The sequence below is a fragment of the Campylobacter anatolicus genome, assembly GCF_018145655.1.
GTDB lineage: Bacteria > Campylobacterota > Campylobacteria > Campylobacterales > Campylobacteraceae > Campylobacter_A > Campylobacter_A anatolicus.
Genome location: NZ_JAGSSY010000001.1, coordinates 95,561 through 114,558, shown reverse-complemented (window position 1 = coordinate 114,558; position 18,998 = coordinate 95,561). Strand labels below are relative to the sequence as shown.

The window sequence follows — 18,998 nt, the reverse complement described above, 5'->3', positions numbered from 1 at the left end:
AGAGCTAACACTTGTGGCTTTTGCATTAAAGTTTAAAATTTAGCAAATGCTGATTTTCTTGGTTGTTTATGCTAAATGCAAAAATTTTTAGCTATAATTAACATTTTCTAAATTTTAAAAGGTTAAATATGCAAGATACTACGAACCAAAATAATAAAAAAGAATTTGAAGAAGATAATAAAGAGCAGTTTGTAGAGGTAAAAACAAGACAGGTAAAGAGCAACACATACAACTATATTGTTGCATTTTTATGCTTTTTGTGGTCTGTCTTTCAGCTTTATGTCGCATACTTTCCGCTAAATACGAATATTTCACGCTCTATACACCTTGCCTTTGCTATAGGACTTGTATTTTTACTAAATCCTGTCAAATTTCACAAAAAAGCCCAAACAAGTATGCCATTTTACGACATTGTATTTTGTGTTGTAGGTATTGGTGTGGTGCTTTATCCCGCACTTGATTTTTATGGTTTAGCTGAGCGTCCGGGGGATTATTTGGTGCGTGATATAGTGGTAGCATTTATCGCTATGTTTATACTTATGGAGGCCGGCAGAAGAGTTATAGGACCTGCACTTGGTATCATCTGTGCGATATTTTTGATGTATGATTACTTTGGTCCATATATGCCAGATGTCATTGCTCATCAAGGTGCTAGTTTAGAAAAGCTTGCAGGGCATATGTTTTTGACAACTGAGGGTGTATTTGGCGTTCCTATAGGCGTTAGTGTTAGTTTTATATATCTGTTTGTATTGTTTGGAGCATTGTTAGAAAGGGCTGGTGCAGGGCAGTATTTTATAAATTTGGCATTTTCATTGCTCGGTAGATTTAAGGGCGGGCCTGCAAAAGCTTCTGTTATAGCGAGTGGATTGACAGGCATGGTGAGCGGTAGCTCAACAGCAAATGTAGTAACCGTAGGCACTTTCACAATACCTCTTATGACAAAGGCTGGCTTAACTCGCACAAAGGCAGGTGCGATAGAAGTCGCAGCTGGTGTTAATGGTCAACTTATGCCACCTATCATGGGTGCAGCAGCGTTTATTATAGCAGAGTTTTTAGGTATGAGTTATACAAATGTTATGATGGCGGCGATTATACCAGCATTTGCATGTTATATATCTTTGTTTTTTATTGTGCATTTAGAGAGTTGTAAGTTGGGGCTTAGGGGTATAGCACAGAGCGAGTATCATTCAAGGATTAAAATTTTTCTTAGCGGTATCCACTATCTTACTCCTATTGCGATGCTTTTATACACACTTTTAGTTTTAAAAGGCTCACCGATAGCAGCAGCATTTAATGCGATTGGGTTTTTATTTTTGATTATGATATTTCAAGAACCAACTAAAAAACTCGCTATGGGGCAAAAGGTCAGTATAGATGATGTTTTAGTAGGATTTAGTGATATATTTTTGTCTATGGTCTCAGCAGCAAAGAGTATGACGACTATTGCTGTGGCAACAGGCTTAGCTGGTATCATCGTTGGCTCTATCTCGCTTACTGGACTTGGACAAGTGCTTTCAGACATAGTAGAGCAACTTGCCGGAAATAACATCTTGCTTATCTTGCTTTTAACTGCTGTGATGTCGCTTGTGCTTGGCATGGGACTTCCAACGACCGCAAACTATATCGTAGTTTCAAGCCTTGTCGCACCAGTTATTTTACTACTTGCGGCTAAGAATGGCTTTTTAATCCCTGCTATCGCGGTGCATTTGTTTGTATTTTATTTTGGAATTTTAGCCGATGACACGCCACCTGTTGGCATAGCAGCTTATGCCGCAGCTGGAATAGCTAAAGCAAACCCTGTAACGGTCGGACTTCAAGGCTTTTTTTATGATCTTCGCACAGCAATACTTCCATTTTCCTTTTTCTTTAATAGTAAACTTATGCTTATTGAAAGCGTAGATCCTGCTAATCCATATGACGCAAAAAGTATAGTTTGGATGAGTAATCCGCTTGAGATTATGCTTGTTTTTGGTATGGCAGTTGTAGGCATGTTTGCATTTTCTAGCATACTTCAAGGATATTTTGTGACAAAAATGAGATTTTGGGAGCGGTTATTGCTCGTGCCGGTAGTCCCACTTGCACTAGTGCCAAATGTATGTGCGAGATACTCCATTATACCAAATGAATATGCTGGATACGCTATCGGGTTAGGACTATATGCATTTGTTTTTGCAGTACAGTGGATGAAAAATAAAAGCGATAAGACAAAAGAGATTGCATAAGTGGTTATGGCTTAAAGCTTAACCTATACCATTTAGTTCTAGTTCGCGTTTCCTAAAATCAGGCATAATGTCGGCTATAAATTTATAAAAGCTTGACTTATGGTGTGGGTAGATCAAGTGTGTTAGCTCGTGCAGGACGACATACTCTATCAGATGTGGCTTTTTTGCGAGTAGATTGATATTTAAATTTATATAGCCTTTGTATGAGTTGCAACTACCCCATCGAGTTTGCATTTTTCTCACACTTATGCGTTTTATCGGCTTATTTATCAGCGGTGAGAATTTAGTTATAAATTCAGTAAATATCTCACGAGCCTTTGTCTTTTGAAATTTTTCAAGCTCTTTTTGTGAGGTTGCATTAATTATACCATCTTCAAATTTTACACTATCTACACTCTCGTCAAATTTAAGCTTATAAATTTTTCCAAGATAGGCAAATTCATCATCTTTTAGTTGCGTACTTAAAATTTTATTGCAAGTTTTGACTATCCAATGCTCGTATAGACTTAAAAACTTAACTGCCATTTTTTGCGTATAGTAATAGGGTAGACTGACAGAGACTTTACTATCTTTGCTGACTTTTAGACGTATGTTTTTTACATTTGGCTTGAAATTTAAAACCACATCGTAACCATTAAAGTCTATAAATATTGTCTTAGTTTTACGCATATATACCATTTAAAATTTTTGATATTTTAGTATATAATGCCTTATGGTTTAAGAAAAAGGCAGTTCGTTCCGCCTTTAAATTTATATAGTTAAATTTACCATATTGTCATTATTGATTATATTATTATCATTACACTAAACTCTCATTAAACCCGTTTAAATTTAAACTATCGTATTTTTTTAAGGTATTAAGGCGTTACTATTTATCATACTTAAAACATCATTTGCATTTAAATTTAAGCCAGAATTTGCAAAGTCTTTACTAAGCTTAAACATCTTAAGATTATATAATCTTTTAAAGTTATAATCTATGTTAAGTAGTGATATTATTAATTACTAGTGCTTTATCCATAATCTTCTATATCGGATACTCTAACTTTTTAGTAGTAGGTGCAGGATGGAGATGAATTATTCTCCACTTTTTTGACTTATCAAAACACCCTCTATTAGCTTTTTAATATCCCCATCAAGTATTGCGTCTGTTTGACTATATGCTAAATTTGAGCGGTTGTCTTTGACCTGCTGATAAGGGAAAAGCACGTATGAGCGTATCTGATGACCCCAGCCGATCTCACTTTTTGGTGTATTTGCGGTAGCCTCTTGTTGTTTCATTAACTCTAGCTCATACAGCCTTGATTTTAACATTTTCATAGCAGTGGCTCGGTTTTTGTGCTGACTTCTATCATTTTGACATTGCACGACTATGCCTGTTGGAGCGTGAGTTATACGTATTGCACTCTCAGTTTTATTTACGTGTTGACCGCCTGCACCACTAGCACGATAAGTGTCTATTTTTAGATCTTTTTCATCTATCTCAATCTGTATATCATCATCTATTTCAGGACTTACCATAACGCTTGTAAAACTTGTATGGCGACGTCCTGCACTATCGAAAGGGCTAGTGCGAACAAGACGGTGTATGCCATTTTCGGTCTTTAAATACCCATATGCATTCTCACCTTTAACGATAAAGCTCACATCTTTTAACCCAGCTTCATCGCCTTCTTGAAAATCAAGCGTTTCTACTTTAAAACCTTCACGTTCGCAAAAACGTAGATACATACGATAAAGCATACTCGCCCAGTCGTTGCTCTCTGTTCCGCCAGCTCCTGGGTGTATGGTAACGATGGCGTTTTTATTATCATCTTCACCACTAAGTAGCATAGAAATCTCTAAACTTGTTATCTTTTCTTCAAGTGTATTAGCATCATCAAATAGTGAGTTTATCGTCTCTTCATCATTTTCGGAATTTGCTAACTCATAAAGCTCATAAGCATCATCTACGGCAGCTTTAACATGGTTAAATTTATTAAGCATATTTGTTATCTTTGTCTTTTCTTTGCCGATAGCTCCTGCGGCTGCTATATCCTGCCAAAAATTTTCATCGTGTTCTAACGTTTCTATCTCTTTTAGCCTTGCTTTGATACTTTCAGGTTTGATGATAGAGCCGATATTTTCTACCTTTGAGCTTAGCTTTTTTAAAAGTTCGGTGTATTCGTAACTATCCAAATTTTTCTCCATTAAATTTTTACCGCATTCTAGCTAAAATTAACTTATATTTTTAAATTTAATCAGCCATTTAATCCGTTTTTGCTAAAATATACCCTTAAATTTAATAAAAGAAGTAAAAATGCAGGTATTAAAAAGTGTAAAAGAGCTTAAGGAATTTGTATCAACCGCACATGATGAGATAGGATTTGTGCCAACTATGGGGGCATTACATGCTGGACATGAGAGTCTTATAAAACGCTGTGTGAGCGAAAATAATGTGAGTATCGTCTCAACTTTTGTCAATCCAACTCAGTTTTTACCAGGAGAGGACTTAGATAGATATCCACGTACCGAGAGTAGTGACATAGCGATGTGTGAGAGAAATGGCGTTACGGCGATATTTATCCCAGATAGTAGAGAAATTTATAACGATACAGAGCCGCTTATAATAGCACCTAAAAAACTATCAACCATACTTGAAGGCAAGACACGCCCAGGGCATTTTGATGGCGTTTTGATGGTGCTGACAAAGCTATTTAACTTAACTCGTGCAAGACGTGTGTATATGGGCAAAAAGGACGCCCAACAGCTTGTCATCGTGCAAAATATGGTAAAAAGTATGTTTTTAAATTTAGAAATTGTGCCGTGTGAGATCGTGCGTGAGTCTGATGGTTTGGCACTTTCAAGTCGTAATGTATATATAAGTGATGAGGATAAATGCAATGCATTGCGTCTATCTCGTTCGCTAAATAATGCGTTAAATTTGATAAAAAGTGGCGAACTTGATGTGAGCGAGATAAAGGCAAATATGCTAAATACACTTGAACCACTTCAGGTTGATTATGTTGCGGTAGTGGATCGTGAGTTTAATGAAATTTCAAAGATAAAGCCAAATGAGAGCATTATCCTAGTAGCGGCAATGGTTGGCAAAACACGCTTGATAGATAATATATGGGTGTAAAATGACGCACATAAGGCAGGAGAAAAATTTAGAAAAACCAGATAATGGCGGTCAACAAATCGGTAAACTTCACCTTGTTTCGTTGGGTTGTAATAAAAATTTAGTTGATAGCGAGATAATGCTCGGTCGTCTTAGTCATTACGAGCTAACACCCAATATAAGCGAGGCTGACGTCATCATTGTAAATACTTGCGGCTTCATCGCTTCAGCTAAGCAAGAGAGTGTGCGAACGATACTTGAAATGGCGGAGAGTAAAAAACATGGTGCAACACTCGTAGTGACTGGCTGTCTTATGCAACGCTACCGTGAGGAGCTAATGCGGGAGCTACCAGAGGTAGATTTGTTTACCGGAGTTGGAGACTATGATAAGATAGATGAAATTTTGCTTAAAAAACAGAATTTATTTAGTCCTGATGTCTATTTGCAAAGTAGTGAGGAGCGTGTGATAACTGGCTCAAACTACCACGCATACATTAAAATTTCAGAGGGCTGTAATCAAAGATGTAGCTTTTGTGCGATACCGACATTTAAGGGGCAGTTGAAGTCTCGCTCACTTGAAAATATCATAAATGAAGTGCAAAAGCTTGTTAAAAAGGGCTATTATGACTTTAGCTTTTTATCGCAAGATAGTAGCTCATATATGCGTGATAAAGGCGTTAGCGATGGGCTTATCTCGCTCATTGACGCGATTGAGAGCATAGATGGCGTAAAGACAGCTAGGATTTTATATCTATATCCAAGCACAACTTCAAACGAGCTTGTAAAGCGTATAATAGCGTCTAATAAATTTGTAAATTATTTTGATATGCCAATACAACATATAAGTGATAAAATGCTACACGTAATGAGACGTGGAAGTCAAAAAGAACGGATAAAAGAGCTTTTAAATTTAATGAGAAAGGCTGAGAATTCGTTTCTTCGCACTGGTATTATCGTGGGTCATCCAGAAGAGAGCGATGAGGATTTTACTGAGCTTTGTGCGTTTTTTGATGAGATTAAATTTGATAGAATTTCAGCCTTTGCCTACTCACGCGAGGAGGATACGGCAGCGTATAATATGAAACAGGTACCAACTAAAATAATCTCCAAACGTCTAAGCACGGTTGAGAAAATTTTAAAAAGAGACATTGAGGCTAGTTTTGCTGCTCAGGTTGGAAAGGAACTCATCGTGAGCATTGAGGGCGAGAGTAGCGAGGGCGAAATGTTTTTCGGCGGTAAACTTGAGATTTGGGATAAAGATATAGATGGCGAAGTGTTAATCAATGAAAGTGATGAGAGTGACCTTGAAGTTGGCGGAAGGTATCTTTGCCAAATTTCAGACGCGGTTAGCAACAAACTAATCGCACGTGTGATAAGGCGAGTTTAGGCAGTTTGTGATGAGCGGTGACTTGGTGATGTAGGAGTGGCGAGTAATGTGCGAAAACCTTTGTAAATGGCTCTCAAGTAGTGTTTTGAAACGACTAAGAGACGGTAAAAATTTATTGGCATTTTCGCACGGCATAGATAGCACAGCACTTTTTTATATACTAAATGAGCTTGGTATTGGATTTGATATAGCTATGGTTGATTATCATCATAGAGAGCAAAGTAAGGCGGAAAATAACGCTGCCACAAAGCTTGCATTAAAATATAAAAAGCAAATTTATAGACTAAATGTAAAGCTAAGCCAGAGTAATTTTGAGAGCAATGCTAGGGCTGTGCGGTATGAGTTTTTTGATAAAATTTGTATTCAAAATAGCTATACAAACTTGCTTTTAGCACATCAGCTTGACGATAGACTTGAGTGGTTTTTGATGCAGCTTGGGCGTGGGGCAGGGCTTAGCGAGATGCTTGGTATGAGCGAAATTGAGAATAGGGAAAGATACGCTATCGTGCGGCCACTCTTATCTCACACAAAGAGCAAACTTAAGGCATTTTTAGACGAGCGTAAAGTAGAGTATTTTATAGATGAGAGTAACTTTGAGTATAAATATACAAGAAATTTTATCCGTCATAAATTCTCGCAGGAATTTTTGCGTGAGTTTGGTGATGGTGTGGTAAAAAGCTTTGAGTTTTTAGATATAGATAATGAGGTGTTAAAACCTAGTATCGTAAATTTACAAGAGCAGTTTTATATGGTACTAAATAATGCAAATGCAGTACGCGGTGTCGATAAAGTTTGTAAAATGCTTGGTGTTTTAATGAGCGAAGCACAACGCAAAGAGTGCCTAAATAGCGGTGTAATAAGCGGTAAGATTGCAGTTGGTATGAGCGATGAGTTTATATTTATTACGCCATACTTAAAGACTGTGATGGATAAAAAATTTAAAGAGAAGTGTCGAGTTTTGAGTGTGCCAAAGCACAATAGAGCCTATCTGTATGAGATCAAATTTGATCTAAATAGACTTAATAAATTTAAAAGTACTTTTTTATAAATTTAAAAATCCGAGCATAAATCTTTTGATAAATTTAGATCGTAGCTTTAATTTTAAACTTCTTAGACTTACTTTAGGCCATAAACACGAATATTAAAGCTCGTGTGAATTTTATCGTTTTCGCCTTTCATAGTTATAGGAAAGTCTGTTCGCACGATACTTTCGTATTTACTTAAAGCGTCTAAAAAGTCGTAAAATTTTTGTGGTGTATTCATAGATGTTGTAACATTTAGTTGATAGCGAAAGAAACTTTCATTGCTATCCTTTGGACTTACTTCGTTTAGACTGACCTCGTTAAAATATGTAGAAGCAAAGTTTATAAACTTAGTCTTATTAAATTTTACGTCATATGAACTGATGATAAATTTATCCCTCTCCTTTATCATTTCAAGTGTATTAAATTTTGTATCAAATATCTGTTTTATTTTGGTATATGCCGCTATTTGTGAGTTATTTTCACGTGTTAATCCGCGATACTCTTTGATATTTGGCACGAGAAAAGCAAATATTATAACCAAGCACACGACGATAAAGATGAGTATATAAAGTAAAAGCTTTGCTATATCGATATTTTCTAAGCTTGTATCTTTTTTACTCATTATAGCCCTCTGAGTTATCAATCTTGTTTGTGCTAATAAAACCATACCATCCATTTTTTATCTGATAAAAGCTCGTGTTTGATGTGGTAAAAATGGAGTGCAATGGCGATGCTAAAAGTTGGTTAAATACATCTTTGCTGGGCGTTATGCCACGTATTATTAGTGAGTTTTTATCCATGAAAATTTCTTCAAGCGTTATACTATCAGGTACTAAGTCAAAGAGATTTTTGATACTTTGTTTTAGTAGATTGTTTGACGTGTAGATGTCGTTTGCAACACCTATTTGTGTCTTTAATTTTGTGCTTAAGTCATCTATCTGAACTATCTTTTCACTTAGTCTTCCTTGCTCTGTAACTAAATTTGTAGTGCTTTGAGATAGGGCGTAGTTTTTATATACTATTAATAAATTTATTACACAAAGTATAACAAAAACAAAGCCAATAAGCCCAAACCAAAGCTTACTAAATAAGCTAAAAAGTGCTCTAGGCTCTGGTTTTATAAAACTAAAACTCATATTTTTATCTCACTAATCATAAGTTCATTCATAATCTCAAGCGTATTTATAGGATATACAGATGTCTCTACAAATAGCTCAGACTGTAAAAATTGCATAAATGTAGCACTTATTTTTGTATTATCGAGTATTATAACCTGTTCGATAAAGTCGCCTTTGTAGATTGGATTATGGTAATACTCCTTAATAGCCATCGTAATATATCTAAACATGCTCATATCTCGTCCAAATATCGCAACAGACTTAGCCACATCGGCAGAAGCTGGCATGCTTAAATCATAGCCAAGATCTTCAAATTCTTTAAATTTATCGCCATTTAACATCTCATCTAGGCTCTTAAACTCATCTACAGAACCAGCCTCATTCTCCTCTTTTACTATTAGATTGTCTATATCTGTTATGTCCTCTTCTTTAAAATTTTGCTCCATTTTTGGCTGAGTATTTTCGCTTTCAACTATCTTAAAAAATGTTGAAAGTCTCATTTGTCCATTGCTAAATATGCAAAGCGTTAAAGAATCTGTGTGATTGTAAAGATATAGTGTTGTTTTATCGCTTATGCCACGTTTTAAAAGCTCATAATACATCAACGCGATCGGTGAATAAATCAGATCTACACTATCATCGCCAAATGTATCTTTAGCTCTTCTTATAGCCATAATATCGCCATATATGCTCCAGTTATCCTGCATATTTATACTCATTAAATTTAATGAGTTGATATTAAATTTTTCGTATTCATCTTGTCTAGTTGTAGGCAATGCTCCTTGAGACTCATCACTAAAAAATAGTGAAATATATACATTTGAGTATGATTTTTCTAATCTTTTTATATAATCAAAGACTTTTTTGTCGATATTTGTGGGGTCTATCTCTGTAAATTTGGCATTTATAGTATTTATGACTTTGCCGTTTCGAAAGACACGTCCATAAAATTTACACTCGGAGTTTTCTATAACGGCACTTAAAAATAGATTTGAAAAAATGCGACGAATAGAAAATGACATATTTCTCCTAATTTTGTGCGTAATTTTATAATATTACCTAAAATCGCATTAAATAAGATTAAAAAAGCTCATTTTTAAGCTTTATAAAATTATCTCGCATTCTTAAGGCTTTACTTTTTAGCTCATCGTCTAAAAGTGGGCTACTTTTTAGCTCATCATATCCTTCGATCATCACATCGCACATAAGCCTTATACGCTCACGATCTGCGTTAGTTACTTTATTTTGACTTATACTTTTTATACGACTTAGATACTCATCACCTAAACTTATATACTCTGAAAATTTTATAGCCAAACGACTTTGATTGAGCAAAGTGTTTGCCATTTTATTGTATTTATCTAGCTCAAATGCTCTTTGGCTTAGCTCAAGCGAACGTTGGAAATTTCCAATCTCATAATAAAATTTAGCTTTAAAGGATAGCTGGTATGAACCATTTATCTCTAAAAATAGCCAACCAAAAATAATAATGGATATCGAGATAATGACAGCTAAATTTTTACCTTTCATCCTAGCTCTTTCGTGGTGTCGTTGCTCTGTTTTACCCCACTTTCTTGGCTTTGTGTTGAGTTTTTATTTTGTGATTGGCTTTTTTGATTTTTTATATAACTCTCGCTCTTGCCGTATTTTATCTCCTGTTTTGCCCACCACGCTTTTAAATTTATAATAAAGTCTTGTTTATTTTGTTCTACACTTTTACCACCATCTGTCTGGCTAGCTTGCCAAAGTTTGCTTTGTATCAGCTCTTTTGCACTCTCTTTGTCTAAATTTGATAGGCTAAAAGGCTCTGAAAGACTAAAATTTATAGTTGAAAATGGCTTTGGCACGATCATTTGATCCCAGCTTTTAAGCTGCCAAAAACTATCTGCTTCGTAGTTTAAAATTTGAACTGAGGCATTTTGTCTTTGTGCGATTATGATCGCTCCATCTGCTACGCTATGTCTTGGACCACGTGGACCATCTGGTGTGATGATGATATCAATGCTGTTTTTTATCTCACGCAAAGCCTCTATAAGTGCCTTTGCACCGCCCTTTGAGCTACTGCCTCTTATTGTGCCGATGGAGAAAAAATTTATTACTCTAGTGATGATTTCGCCATCATTATGGTCGCTTATGATGACTTTGCCTTGACGTTTGCCACCGCTTTTCTTGCTCCACCAGTGTCGATATGCAAAGCTCATCATCGCAAGTCTGCCATGCCAAAATAGCACAATGCAGGATTTATTGTTTAAATTTGTATTTGTGTAACTCTTTTTGCAGGTTAAAAAAATGAGCCAAATTAGCAGATATAGCCCAAATACTACTACATTTAGATATATTTTTTTAATCGTATCACGCAAGTTCACCATAAAGCACCATTCGCTTTGGATTTTTTATACACACTTTTAAAATTTTGCCAAGCAGCTCTTCGCTGCCATTTATTTGAACTAAAAAGTTGTTAAAGCTCCGCCCAGCAACGCCACCATTTGGGCGTAGCTCTTCAAAATAAACATCCATTATTTTGTCATTTTGCATTGCAGTTATCTCATCTAAAATTTGTGCGTGGCGATTTTGTAGATGACTAAGCCTTGTTGATGCGATATTTTCAGGGATTTGGTTGCTAAACTCAGCCGCTTTTGTAAGTGGGCGAGGCGAATATTTAAAGCTAAAAATTTGCTCAAATCGTACACGCTCTATCACATCCATCGTATCTGCAAATTCTTCGTCGCTTTCGCCCGGAAATGCAACTATAATGTCAGTTGAAATACTCACATCAGGACACATCTCACGAAGTTTTAAAGCCCTATCTAAAAACCACTCTTTTGTGTATCCACGTCTCATCTCACGCAAAACTTTAGTGCTTCCGCTTTGCAGTGGCATATGCATAGACTTGCAAATTTTATCATTTGTACTAAAAACCTCTAAAAATTTATCATCCATATGAAGTGGATGAGGACTAGTAAAACGTATTCGTTCAATGCCACTTATCTCACTGATTTTCACAAGCAGGTCACTAAAATCAATCTTTTGATGAGCCGCAGAGAAACGTTTGCCATAGTTGTTGACATTTTGACCGAGTAAAAATATCTCTTTTGCACCATTATCCGCTGCTTTTTGTACCTCATTGAGGATTAAATTTAATGGTATTGAGATCTCGTCTCCACGAGTGTGTGGCACAATGCAGTAGGTGCACTTTTTATCGCAACCGATTGAGATATTAATATAGCTTTTATAAGGTGAGCTACGAAATTCACCAAAAGCGTACTCGCTCTCATCATGATTTATATCTGTGCTTATAAATTTTGGCGTCTTAATGGCGGTTGAAATTTTACTGACATTTCTGGCCCCAAGAACAAAATCCACATAAGGAGCACGTTTGAAAATTTCACTTCCTAAGTGACTTGCCGTGCAACCACAAACTCCTATTTTCGCACCATTTTTCTTGACTTTTTCAAAGGCACCAACTTCGCTAAATAGCTTATGCACGGGCTTTTCACGCACTGAGCAGGTATTTATGAGTATGAGATCGGCGTCTTCTATATTGTTCGTAAGAGTGTAATTTTCTTTTTGATTTAGCTCAGCGATGATGTGTTCGCTATCACGAACATTCATCGCACAACCAAGCGTTTGGATAAATAGTTTTTTACTCTCTACGCTACTCAAAGAATGTGCACCTCATACATATAGTCATTCTCATCAAGTCCGTATTTAACACTTCTGTGATATACACTTAGCCCTTTTTCTTCAAAATACTCAACAAGAGCGATGAGTTGTTTATGGCTATTTTCTTTATCAAAATAGAAAATTTTTTGACCCTCTTTGCTGACCGCTGCTTCTATTTTATCAAGAGAGATCGCTTTTGCCTTTGCATCTATCTCTGTTCTGGCTAGTTTTAAGTCCATTTTGTATCCTTAACTTTTGCTTTTAGCTTTTTTGAATTCGTGAGTATAGCAAAAAGCTAATAAAACTCACATTAAACTTTTTATTAGTATCAAAATTGTATAATTGCTACACTGCACGATTTAAATTCCCAAAAATTTATCGTTATAAATGGAGAAAAAATGGAGAGAATTTCTGATATTATAGAGTCAATTGCCAATGAAAAAGGACTTGAGATAGATGACGTAAAAGAGCGTATTATACGTGCTTTGATAAATACTGCAAAGCATGTATATGGCGAAAACTATGAGTATGACGTTAGTCTTGATGCAAATAAAAATTTAAAGCTTTATCAAAAAATAGCCATTGTCGCAAATAATGATGAACGTTTGGGCGAAGACAATGAACATTTTATAAGCTTAAAAGATGCAAAAAAGATCGATAGTAGCGTGGAGGTAGGTGATGAGCTGACATACGAGCTAAGTCTTGATAATCTTGGTAGAACTGCCGCACAAACTCTTCACAAAGAGCTTGAATATCACATACAACGTCTGCTTGAAGAGAAAATTTTTCAAAAATATAATGATATGGTTGGACATATGGTTTTTGGCTCGGTTGTGCGTGTAGATAATGATGAGAATACATATATTGAGATAGATGAGTTGCGTGCTATTTTGCCACGTAAAAATCGCATAAAGGGTGAGAAATTTAAAGTAGGCAATGTCGTAAAAGCTGTTATTCGCAAAGTTTTTGTAGATAAAACGCAGGGCATTAGAGTTGAGCTAAGTAGGACTTCACCAAAATTCCTTGAAGCACTTTTAGCTGCCGAGGTGCCTGAGATAAAAGATGGCGGTATAATAATACAAGGTAGTGCGAGGATTCCTGGTGAAAGGGCGAAAGTCGCACTCATCTCAATCACACCAAACATTGACCCAGTAGGTGCGGCGGTCGGCACAAAAGGCGTGAGAATAAACGCTGTTAGCAAAGAGCTACATAACGAAAATATAGACGCCATTGAGTATGCGAGTGAGCCAGCCATCTTTGTCGCACGTGCTATGAGTCCAGCCATAATCAGCTCTGTAGTAATAGACGGCAAAAGGGCTGTTGTGAGCCTAGTGAGTGAACAAAAGAGCAAAGCTATAGGTAAAAATGGTATAAATATCCGTCTTGCAAGTATGCTAACAGGCTATGAAATAGAGCTTAATGAGCTTGGTGCTAGAGATACGAATGTTAATGATAGTGTAAATGGCGATAGCAAAAATGACTTTGCTAAGGATCTAAAAGCACTTTTTGGCGATGATTAAATTTAAAAGACTAGAGCGTCTGCTCTAGTCTTTTGTAATAAATTTAGCCTTATGTATTTTACTTCAACGCTAAACGCAATAGACATCGGCATAATTTGCCACTTTTGTTACTTATGTATCTGTATTAAAGTTTGCTACTAAAATTTTTGCCGATCTCTTTAAAATTTGGTGTAACATTCCATTTTAATTTCTTAAATTTAAAGCGATTTAAAATTTTAGCTATTAAAGTATATATTATAAGATGCTGTTACATCGGTGTTATCATATATGTCAAAATATGTTTTAGAATGAAATTTTATTTTTAAATTTGCTTATAAATTTAGCTATATCCTGCTACTAAATTCACAATCATTTATACTAATCACATAAGATTTTGTGTAGCCAATGAAAGCAAAAGTGTTTATATTCGCTTCTTTGCTCTATGCGATTATGTCATGCTTAACGCAATCAATAAAACTAAAAAGCAAATCAGCCATATTTAAAACGGTTTTAAATTTTTATTCATTTAATATAGAAAGTAACTCTTTATTATCTTTGGTTTTTAACATCTTCGCATATAAAAATTTAAGTGCTTCTATATCATCCATCGTGGCTATCGCTGAGCGTATAGCCCAAATTTTTTGAAGCTCGTCTGGTTTTTGTAGAAGCTCCTCTTTTCTTGTGCCTGATTTTAGCACATTTATGGCTGGGTAAATTCGGCGATCTGAGATGTTGCGGTCTAATACGATCTCACTATTGCCTGTGCCTTTAAACTCTTCAAATATAACCTCGTCCATACGTGAACCGGTATCAATAAGAGCCGTTGCGATAATAGTTAAGCTTCCGCCAAACTCAATATTCCTTGCCGCTCCAAAGAAGCGTTTTGGCTTATGCAAGGCGTTTGCATCCACACCACCAGTTAGTACTTTGCCACTTGGCGGAGTTACTGTGTTATACGCACGTGCAAGACGCGTGATACTATCAAGCAAGATGATTACATCTTTACCCATTTCAACTAGACGCTTTGCCTTTTCTATGACAAGTTCTGCAACTCGTACGTGATTAAGTGCTGGTAGATCAAAAGTAGAACTAAAAACCTCACCCTTTACACAACGTTGCATATCGGTAACCTCTTCTGGCCTCTCGTCTACAAGAAGCACCATCAAATGAGCCTCTGGATGATTTTTAGCTATGCCGTGAGCTAACTCTTTCATAAGCTCGGTCTTACCGCTACGTGGTGGAGCGACTATTAGTCCACGCTGACCCTTACCGATAGGGGTAAATAGGTCAAGAACGCGTCCAGTTAAACGCATAGGCTCATACTCAAGATGTAGTTTTTCAGTTGGAAAAAGTGGCGTTAAGTTATCAAATAACGGTCGCTCTTTGGCTTCTGCAAGTGGCATATAATTAACCGCTTCTATTTTTAGTAAAGCGTAGTATTTTTCCTGATCTTTTGGCTCACGCACCTGTCCTGTTACAATGTCGCCGACACGCAGAGCGAATTTGCGAATTTGCGAATTTGAGACGTATGCGTCATTTGAGCTGTCACTTAAATTTGCGTCAACGGAACGCAAAAAGCCATAACCCTCATTTGTAACCTCTAAAATACCCGTAAATAGGATAAATCCACCCTGTTTTGTCTGTGTCTTTAAAATTTCAAATATCAAATCTTGGCGACGAAATTCACGCGGATTTTCCACACCCACACTGTTTGCGATCTGAACTAGCTCTTCAAGCCCAAGAGTACGAAGCTCCTCTATTTTGTGTCCGTCTACTGGGATATGCGTGCGTGTATTTTGATGTTTTTTTGAATTTTTGGGGGTTTGAGTATTATTTTCACTTGGCTGATTTGCGTTATTTTCCATATTTCCTCTTTAAAATTATGCAATAATGTAGAATAAAATTAAGTTTTCAAAAGAAGTTTTGAAGTTGCTATTTTATATTAAATTTGAAATGTTGTCAAGTTTTGCGAGATTAAGAATTTTATATATTTTAATTAAAATTAACTTAAATTTACAGAATTAGGCAATAATTTTACTCAGTTATTTTATTGTCAATACGCTATTTTACGTTAAACTGTCTCTTTAAAATTTAAAACAAAAATGGCAAATTTTAAAAACACACGAGCCGTTTTCTGAATTGATTAAGTTCTGTCTGTAGGCGGTCTTTTGATATTTTTTGAGTTGTTGGATTAATATTTACTTAAAATATCTAAGCGATGAGGTCTACGCTACGGTTGATTAGTTTTAGATAGTTGCATGGTGCTTATAATCTTGTGGATAAAATTCCTTGTTAATACGGGTGTAAATATGGCTGAGCTAAAAGCTCGTTACGCTGCATACAAAAATATAAAACTAAAGTAGAAAAATCAGCCAAGAAACAATATAGCATAATACAAAGATAAAAGAGTAAAAAATGAAGAAATTTAAATATCTTTTATGTAGCTTAAAAAATATATAAATATATAAAAATTAAATTCATTAAGTTTTTTAATTTTAATTAAAGTAAAATAAGAAAAAGACAATTTATGTATTGCAAATTTTAAAAGAGTATCAAGTATATTTATTTTGATATCATTATTGTACTTCTTTAGTAACCTTTTATAGTTTTTAAAATCAAACATAGCCTAGAAGTACTACAAATATATTACTTCTAGGTTTTAATAATTTAAAATTTTATTTAGTGTTCGCTTTTTAATCCAGCACCGCAAAGCGAGATAATGCTATCGCCGTTTAGCTCGTGTTTTTTGATGTAGCTTTCATATGCCGCATATATCGCAGCTGTCGTATGCTCTACGTAAAATCCGTTAAGAGCTAATTTTTGCCTAGCTGGTATGATAGCGTCCTCTGGTATTGTAATCACCTCACGCTCACCACCGTAGCTACTAGATAAAATTTCAACTCCACGCATAGGCTTGCCAATGGCGATACCTTCGGCGTTTGTTTGTTTTGGATTGATATTAAGTGGCTTATCAATCGCTCCAAAAAACGGTGCACAGTTTTCGCTTTGTACAATAAAAATTTTAGGCAGTTTTTCTATGAGACCTGCCTCAAAAAGCTCAGTAAGAGCCAACTCGCAACCTATCAGCAAAGTGCCATTTCCAACTGGCAAGAAGAAATTTTCAGGTACGCGACCAAGTTGTTCATAAATTTCATAAACATAAGTTTTTGTGCCTTGATAAAATAGCGGATTATATACGTGATTAGCATAATAAATCCCTTCATCACGAGCTTTTTTGCGACACGCATCTGCTGTCTCATCACGAGAGCCTTCATACACAACTGCACTAGCACCAAAGGCTTTTATCATATTTATCTTCTTTTCAGATGTTCCCTTTGGTACAAAAATTTCACATTCAATACCAGCCCTAGCACAATACGCCGCCACCGAATTACCAGCATTACCACTACTATCTTGTAATACCTTTTTCACGCCTATACTCTTACACAGCCATATTAGCACCGCTGCACCTCGATCTTTAAAAGAGAGTGTTGGCATCGCATAATCAAGTTTAAAGTAAAGTTTGTCATTAAATTTAATACTTGCACTCATTCCCTCACCAAGGCTGATCTCACGCCACAGCTCATTTTGTAGTGGCATAAATTTGCGGTAGCGAAACAGACTAAACTCATCTTTATCAATCAAATCTAGTGAAAATTTAGGTGGTGTGTAATCAAGTCTAAAAAGACCACCACAGCTACAACTAAACTCGCGATGTTCTAATGGTGCGGACGCACCACAGCTTGTACATATAAACTTTGCCATTTTATATCCTTATATTTTATATTTAAATTTTACTCGCCAACTGCGACCATAGCTTCTATCTCAACCAAACAACCAAAGTGTAACTTGGTAGTTGGCACTACGACGCGAGCTGGTTTATGAGTCCCAAAAAACGCAGCGTACTCATCATCTATTTCATCCCAAAACGCCACATCAGGTGTATAGACTCTACACATTATCACACGCTCACGCTTTGCTCCCACAAATCGTAAAACTGTATCTAAATTTGCTAACGCTGCCCTTGTATGCTCTCTTACTCCACCTTGTGGCAAATCTCCAGTGGCAGGATCAAGGCTAAGCTGACCCGAGACATAAAGTATGCCGTTATGCTCTACAGCAGGTGCGTAATGAGCTTTTTTCTTTTTTGAAATTTTAGTTTCATAAATTTTCATATTTTTGCCTCTCTCTTAAAATTTAGAATATTTTATTATAATGGCTTTGAAAATAGATAAAATTTTATATTTTTTAGCAAAAATTTACTAAATTTGAGTAAATTTAGATAAAAAATTATATTTTTACTAAATTTAAATAAAATTTTGCTACACTTTTATAAAATTAAAAAGGTAAAATATGCACCCACTTATAAAGTCATTTATCCCAACAGCAGAGCTTATACAAAAAAGCTTTGGCTCGCACTGCGAAGTCGTTTTGCATGATATTACTACACCGCAAAACTCAGTTGTATATGTCACTGGTAGTGTTACAGATAGGCAAGTCGGACAGAGCTTTGATCACCTTATAACGCAAGTGATTTTAAGCAAAGACTTTAAAGATGATCTGACGGCAAACTATTTTTTTACTGCACAAAATGGCAAACCCATCAAGTCATCAACCGCACTTATTAGGGACGCAAATGGCGAAGTAGTTGGAGCAGTATGTCTAAACATTGATATAAGTCTTGCAAATGCTGCGTTTTTAAATTTACAGGAATTTTTAGGTAAAGCAGAGATACAAAATACGCAAAAGAAGAGTGAAAATGAGCCTGATAACGTTATGAAGATCTTAGAAAATTTAATAGATAAAATCATCTCTAAAAATAACAACAAAAAGTTAAAAAAAGATGAGAAAAAGGAGCTAGTGGCATTTATGGATAAGAAGGGGGTTTTTGCTATCAAGGGAGCCATTGATATGGTAGCAGCACGTCTTGGTGTCTCAAAAGTAACGATATATGGCTACATTGACGAGATAAAAAAAGCTTAAG

At 35.8% G+C, this 18,998-nt stretch carries 18 protein-coding genes; 6 read left to right on the top strand and 12 right to left on the bottom strand.

Annotated elements, in window-relative coordinates; translation table 11 throughout:
* Positions 1-128 precede the first annotated feature (128 nt).
* Positions 129-2,222: a TRAP transporter permease gene (locus tag KDE13_RS00580; protein WP_212140344.1), complete on the top strand. Its 2,094-nt coding sequence runs from the start codon at positions 129-131 to the stop codon at positions 2,220-2,222.
* An 18-nt stretch (positions 2,223-2,240) separates the two neighbouring features.
* On the opposite strand, the gene KDE13_RS00575 is transcribed toward KDE13_RS00580, so the two are convergent.
* Both KDE13_RS00575 and prfB read right to left on the bottom strand, forming a co-directional pair.
* Complete coding sequence (locus KDE13_RS00575; protein WP_229204319.1) at positions 2,241-2,891, bottom strand: M48 family metallopeptidase; 651 nt, start codon at positions 2,889-2,891, stop codon at positions 2,241-2,243.
* 408 nt (positions 2,892-3,299) lie between these two features.
* Positions 3,300-4,400 carry a peptide chain release factor 2 gene (gene prfB, locus KDE13_RS00570; RefSeq protein ID WP_212141867.1) on the bottom strand — a complete coding sequence of 367 codons (1,101 nt, stop codon included), beginning with the start codon at positions 4,398-4,400 and terminating at the stop codon, positions 3,300-3,302.
* Positions 4,401-4,521: 121 nt separating this feature from the next.
* On the opposite strand from prfB, the gene panC reads away from it, so the two are divergent.
* The 3 genes from panC (at position 4,522) to tilS (ending at position 7,757) form a co-directional block, all read left to right on the top strand.
* The gene (panC, locus tag KDE13_RS00565; RefSeq protein ID WP_212140347.1) at positions 4,522-5,343 is read left to right on the top strand and encodes a pantoate--beta-alanine ligase; all 822 of its coding nucleotides are present in this window, start codon (positions 4,522-4,524) and stop codon (positions 5,341-5,343) included.
* Positions 5,344-5,401: 58 nt separating this feature from the next.
* A complete protein-coding gene (rimO, locus tag KDE13_RS00560; RefSeq protein ID WP_212142819.1) occupies positions 5,402-6,709 on the top strand; it encodes a 30S ribosomal protein S12 methylthiotransferase RimO in 1,308 nt (435 codons plus the stop codon).
* Positions 6,710-6,794: 85 nt separating this feature from the next.
* On the top strand, positions 6,795-7,757 hold the full coding sequence (gene tilS, locus KDE13_RS00555; protein WP_338083698.1) for a tRNA lysidine(34) synthetase TilS: 963 nt from the start codon (positions 6,795-6,797) through the stop codon (positions 7,755-7,757).
* 68 nt (positions 7,758-7,825) lie between these two features.
* Here tilS and KDE13_RS00550 read toward each other — a convergent pair whose 3' ends face one another.
* Genes KDE13_RS00550 through KDE13_RS00520 form a run of 7 tightly spaced genes read right to left on the bottom strand, consistent with a single transcriptional unit; the run spans position 7,826 to position 12,754 of the window.
* A complete protein-coding gene (locus KDE13_RS00550) occupies positions 7,826-8,356 on the bottom strand; it encodes a hypothetical protein (protein WP_212140349.1) in 531 nt (176 codons plus the stop codon).
* Positions 8,349-8,870 carry a hypothetical protein gene (locus KDE13_RS00545; protein ID WP_212142579.1) on the bottom strand — a complete coding sequence of 174 codons (522 nt, stop codon included), beginning with the start codon at positions 8,868-8,870 and terminating at the stop codon, positions 8,349-8,351. The genes KDE13_RS00550 and KDE13_RS00545 overlap by 8 nt, the downstream gene beginning before the upstream one ends.
* Positions 8,867-9,874, bottom strand: a complete 1,008-nt coding sequence (locus tag KDE13_RS00540) for a hypothetical protein (RefSeq protein ID WP_212140351.1) — start codon at positions 9,872-9,874, stop codon at positions 8,867-8,869. Before KDE13_RS00540 ends, KDE13_RS00545 begins: the two co-directional genes overlap by 4 nt.
* A 58-nt stretch (positions 9,875-9,932) precedes the next feature.
* Positions 9,933-10,382 (bottom strand): hypothetical protein, encoded by a 450-nt coding sequence (locus KDE13_RS00535; protein WP_212140352.1) that lies wholly within the window; start codon positions 10,380-10,382, stop codon positions 9,933-9,935.
* Positions 10,379-11,221 carry a lysophospholipid acyltransferase family protein gene (locus KDE13_RS00530; protein WP_212142578.1) on the bottom strand — a complete coding sequence of 281 codons (843 nt, stop codon included), beginning with the start codon at positions 11,219-11,221 and terminating at the stop codon, positions 10,379-10,381. Before KDE13_RS00530 ends, KDE13_RS00535 begins: the two co-directional genes overlap by 4 nt.
* Complete coding sequence (gene miaB, locus KDE13_RS00525; protein ID WP_267873695.1) at positions 11,205-12,515, bottom strand: tRNA (N6-isopentenyl adenosine(37)-C2)-methylthiotransferase MiaB; 1,311 nt, start codon at positions 12,513-12,515, stop codon at positions 11,205-11,207. The genes KDE13_RS00530 and miaB overlap by 17 nt, the downstream gene beginning before the upstream one ends.
* Positions 12,512-12,754 carry an HP0268 family nuclease gene (locus KDE13_RS00520; protein ID WP_212142577.1) on the bottom strand — a complete coding sequence of 81 codons (243 nt, stop codon included), beginning with the start codon at positions 12,752-12,754 and terminating at the stop codon, positions 12,512-12,514. The genes miaB and KDE13_RS00520 overlap by 4 nt, the downstream gene beginning before the upstream one ends.
* Positions 12,755-12,913: 159 nt before the next feature.
* Here KDE13_RS00520 and nusA point away from each other — a divergent pair, with 159 nt between their 5' ends.
* Entirely contained in the window at positions 12,914-14,035 is a 1,122-nt protein-coding gene (gene nusA, locus KDE13_RS00515; RefSeq protein ID WP_212142576.1) for a transcription termination factor NusA, read from the top strand.
* Positions 14,036-14,532: 497 nt separating this feature from the next.
* On the opposite strand, the gene rho is transcribed toward nusA, so the two are convergent.
* The 3 genes from rho to KDE13_RS00500 all read right to left on the bottom strand — a co-directional run bounded on the left by rho (position 14,533) and on the right by KDE13_RS00500 (position 18,189).
* Entirely contained in the window at positions 14,533-15,879 is a 1,347-nt protein-coding gene (rho, locus tag KDE13_RS00510; RefSeq protein WP_212140356.1) for a transcription termination factor Rho, read from the bottom strand.
* Between the two features lie 814 nt (positions 15,880-16,693).
* Positions 16,694-17,779 carry a threonine synthase gene (locus tag KDE13_RS00505; protein WP_212140357.1) on the bottom strand — a complete coding sequence of 362 codons (1,086 nt, stop codon included), beginning with the start codon at positions 17,777-17,779 and terminating at the stop codon, positions 16,694-16,696.
* 29 nt (positions 17,780-17,808) lie between these two features.
* Complete coding sequence (locus KDE13_RS00500) at positions 17,809-18,189, bottom strand: RidA family protein (protein WP_212140358.1); 381 nt, start codon at positions 18,187-18,189, stop codon at positions 17,809-17,811.
* A 178-nt stretch (positions 18,190-18,367) separates the two neighbouring features.
* Here KDE13_RS00500 and KDE13_RS00495 point away from each other — a divergent pair, with 178 nt between their 5' ends.
* Positions 18,368-18,997: a helix-turn-helix transcriptional regulator gene (locus KDE13_RS00495; protein WP_212142575.1), complete on the top strand. Its 630-nt coding sequence runs from the start codon at positions 18,368-18,370 to the stop codon at positions 18,995-18,997.
* The last annotated feature ends 1 nt before the right edge of the window (position 18,998 follow it).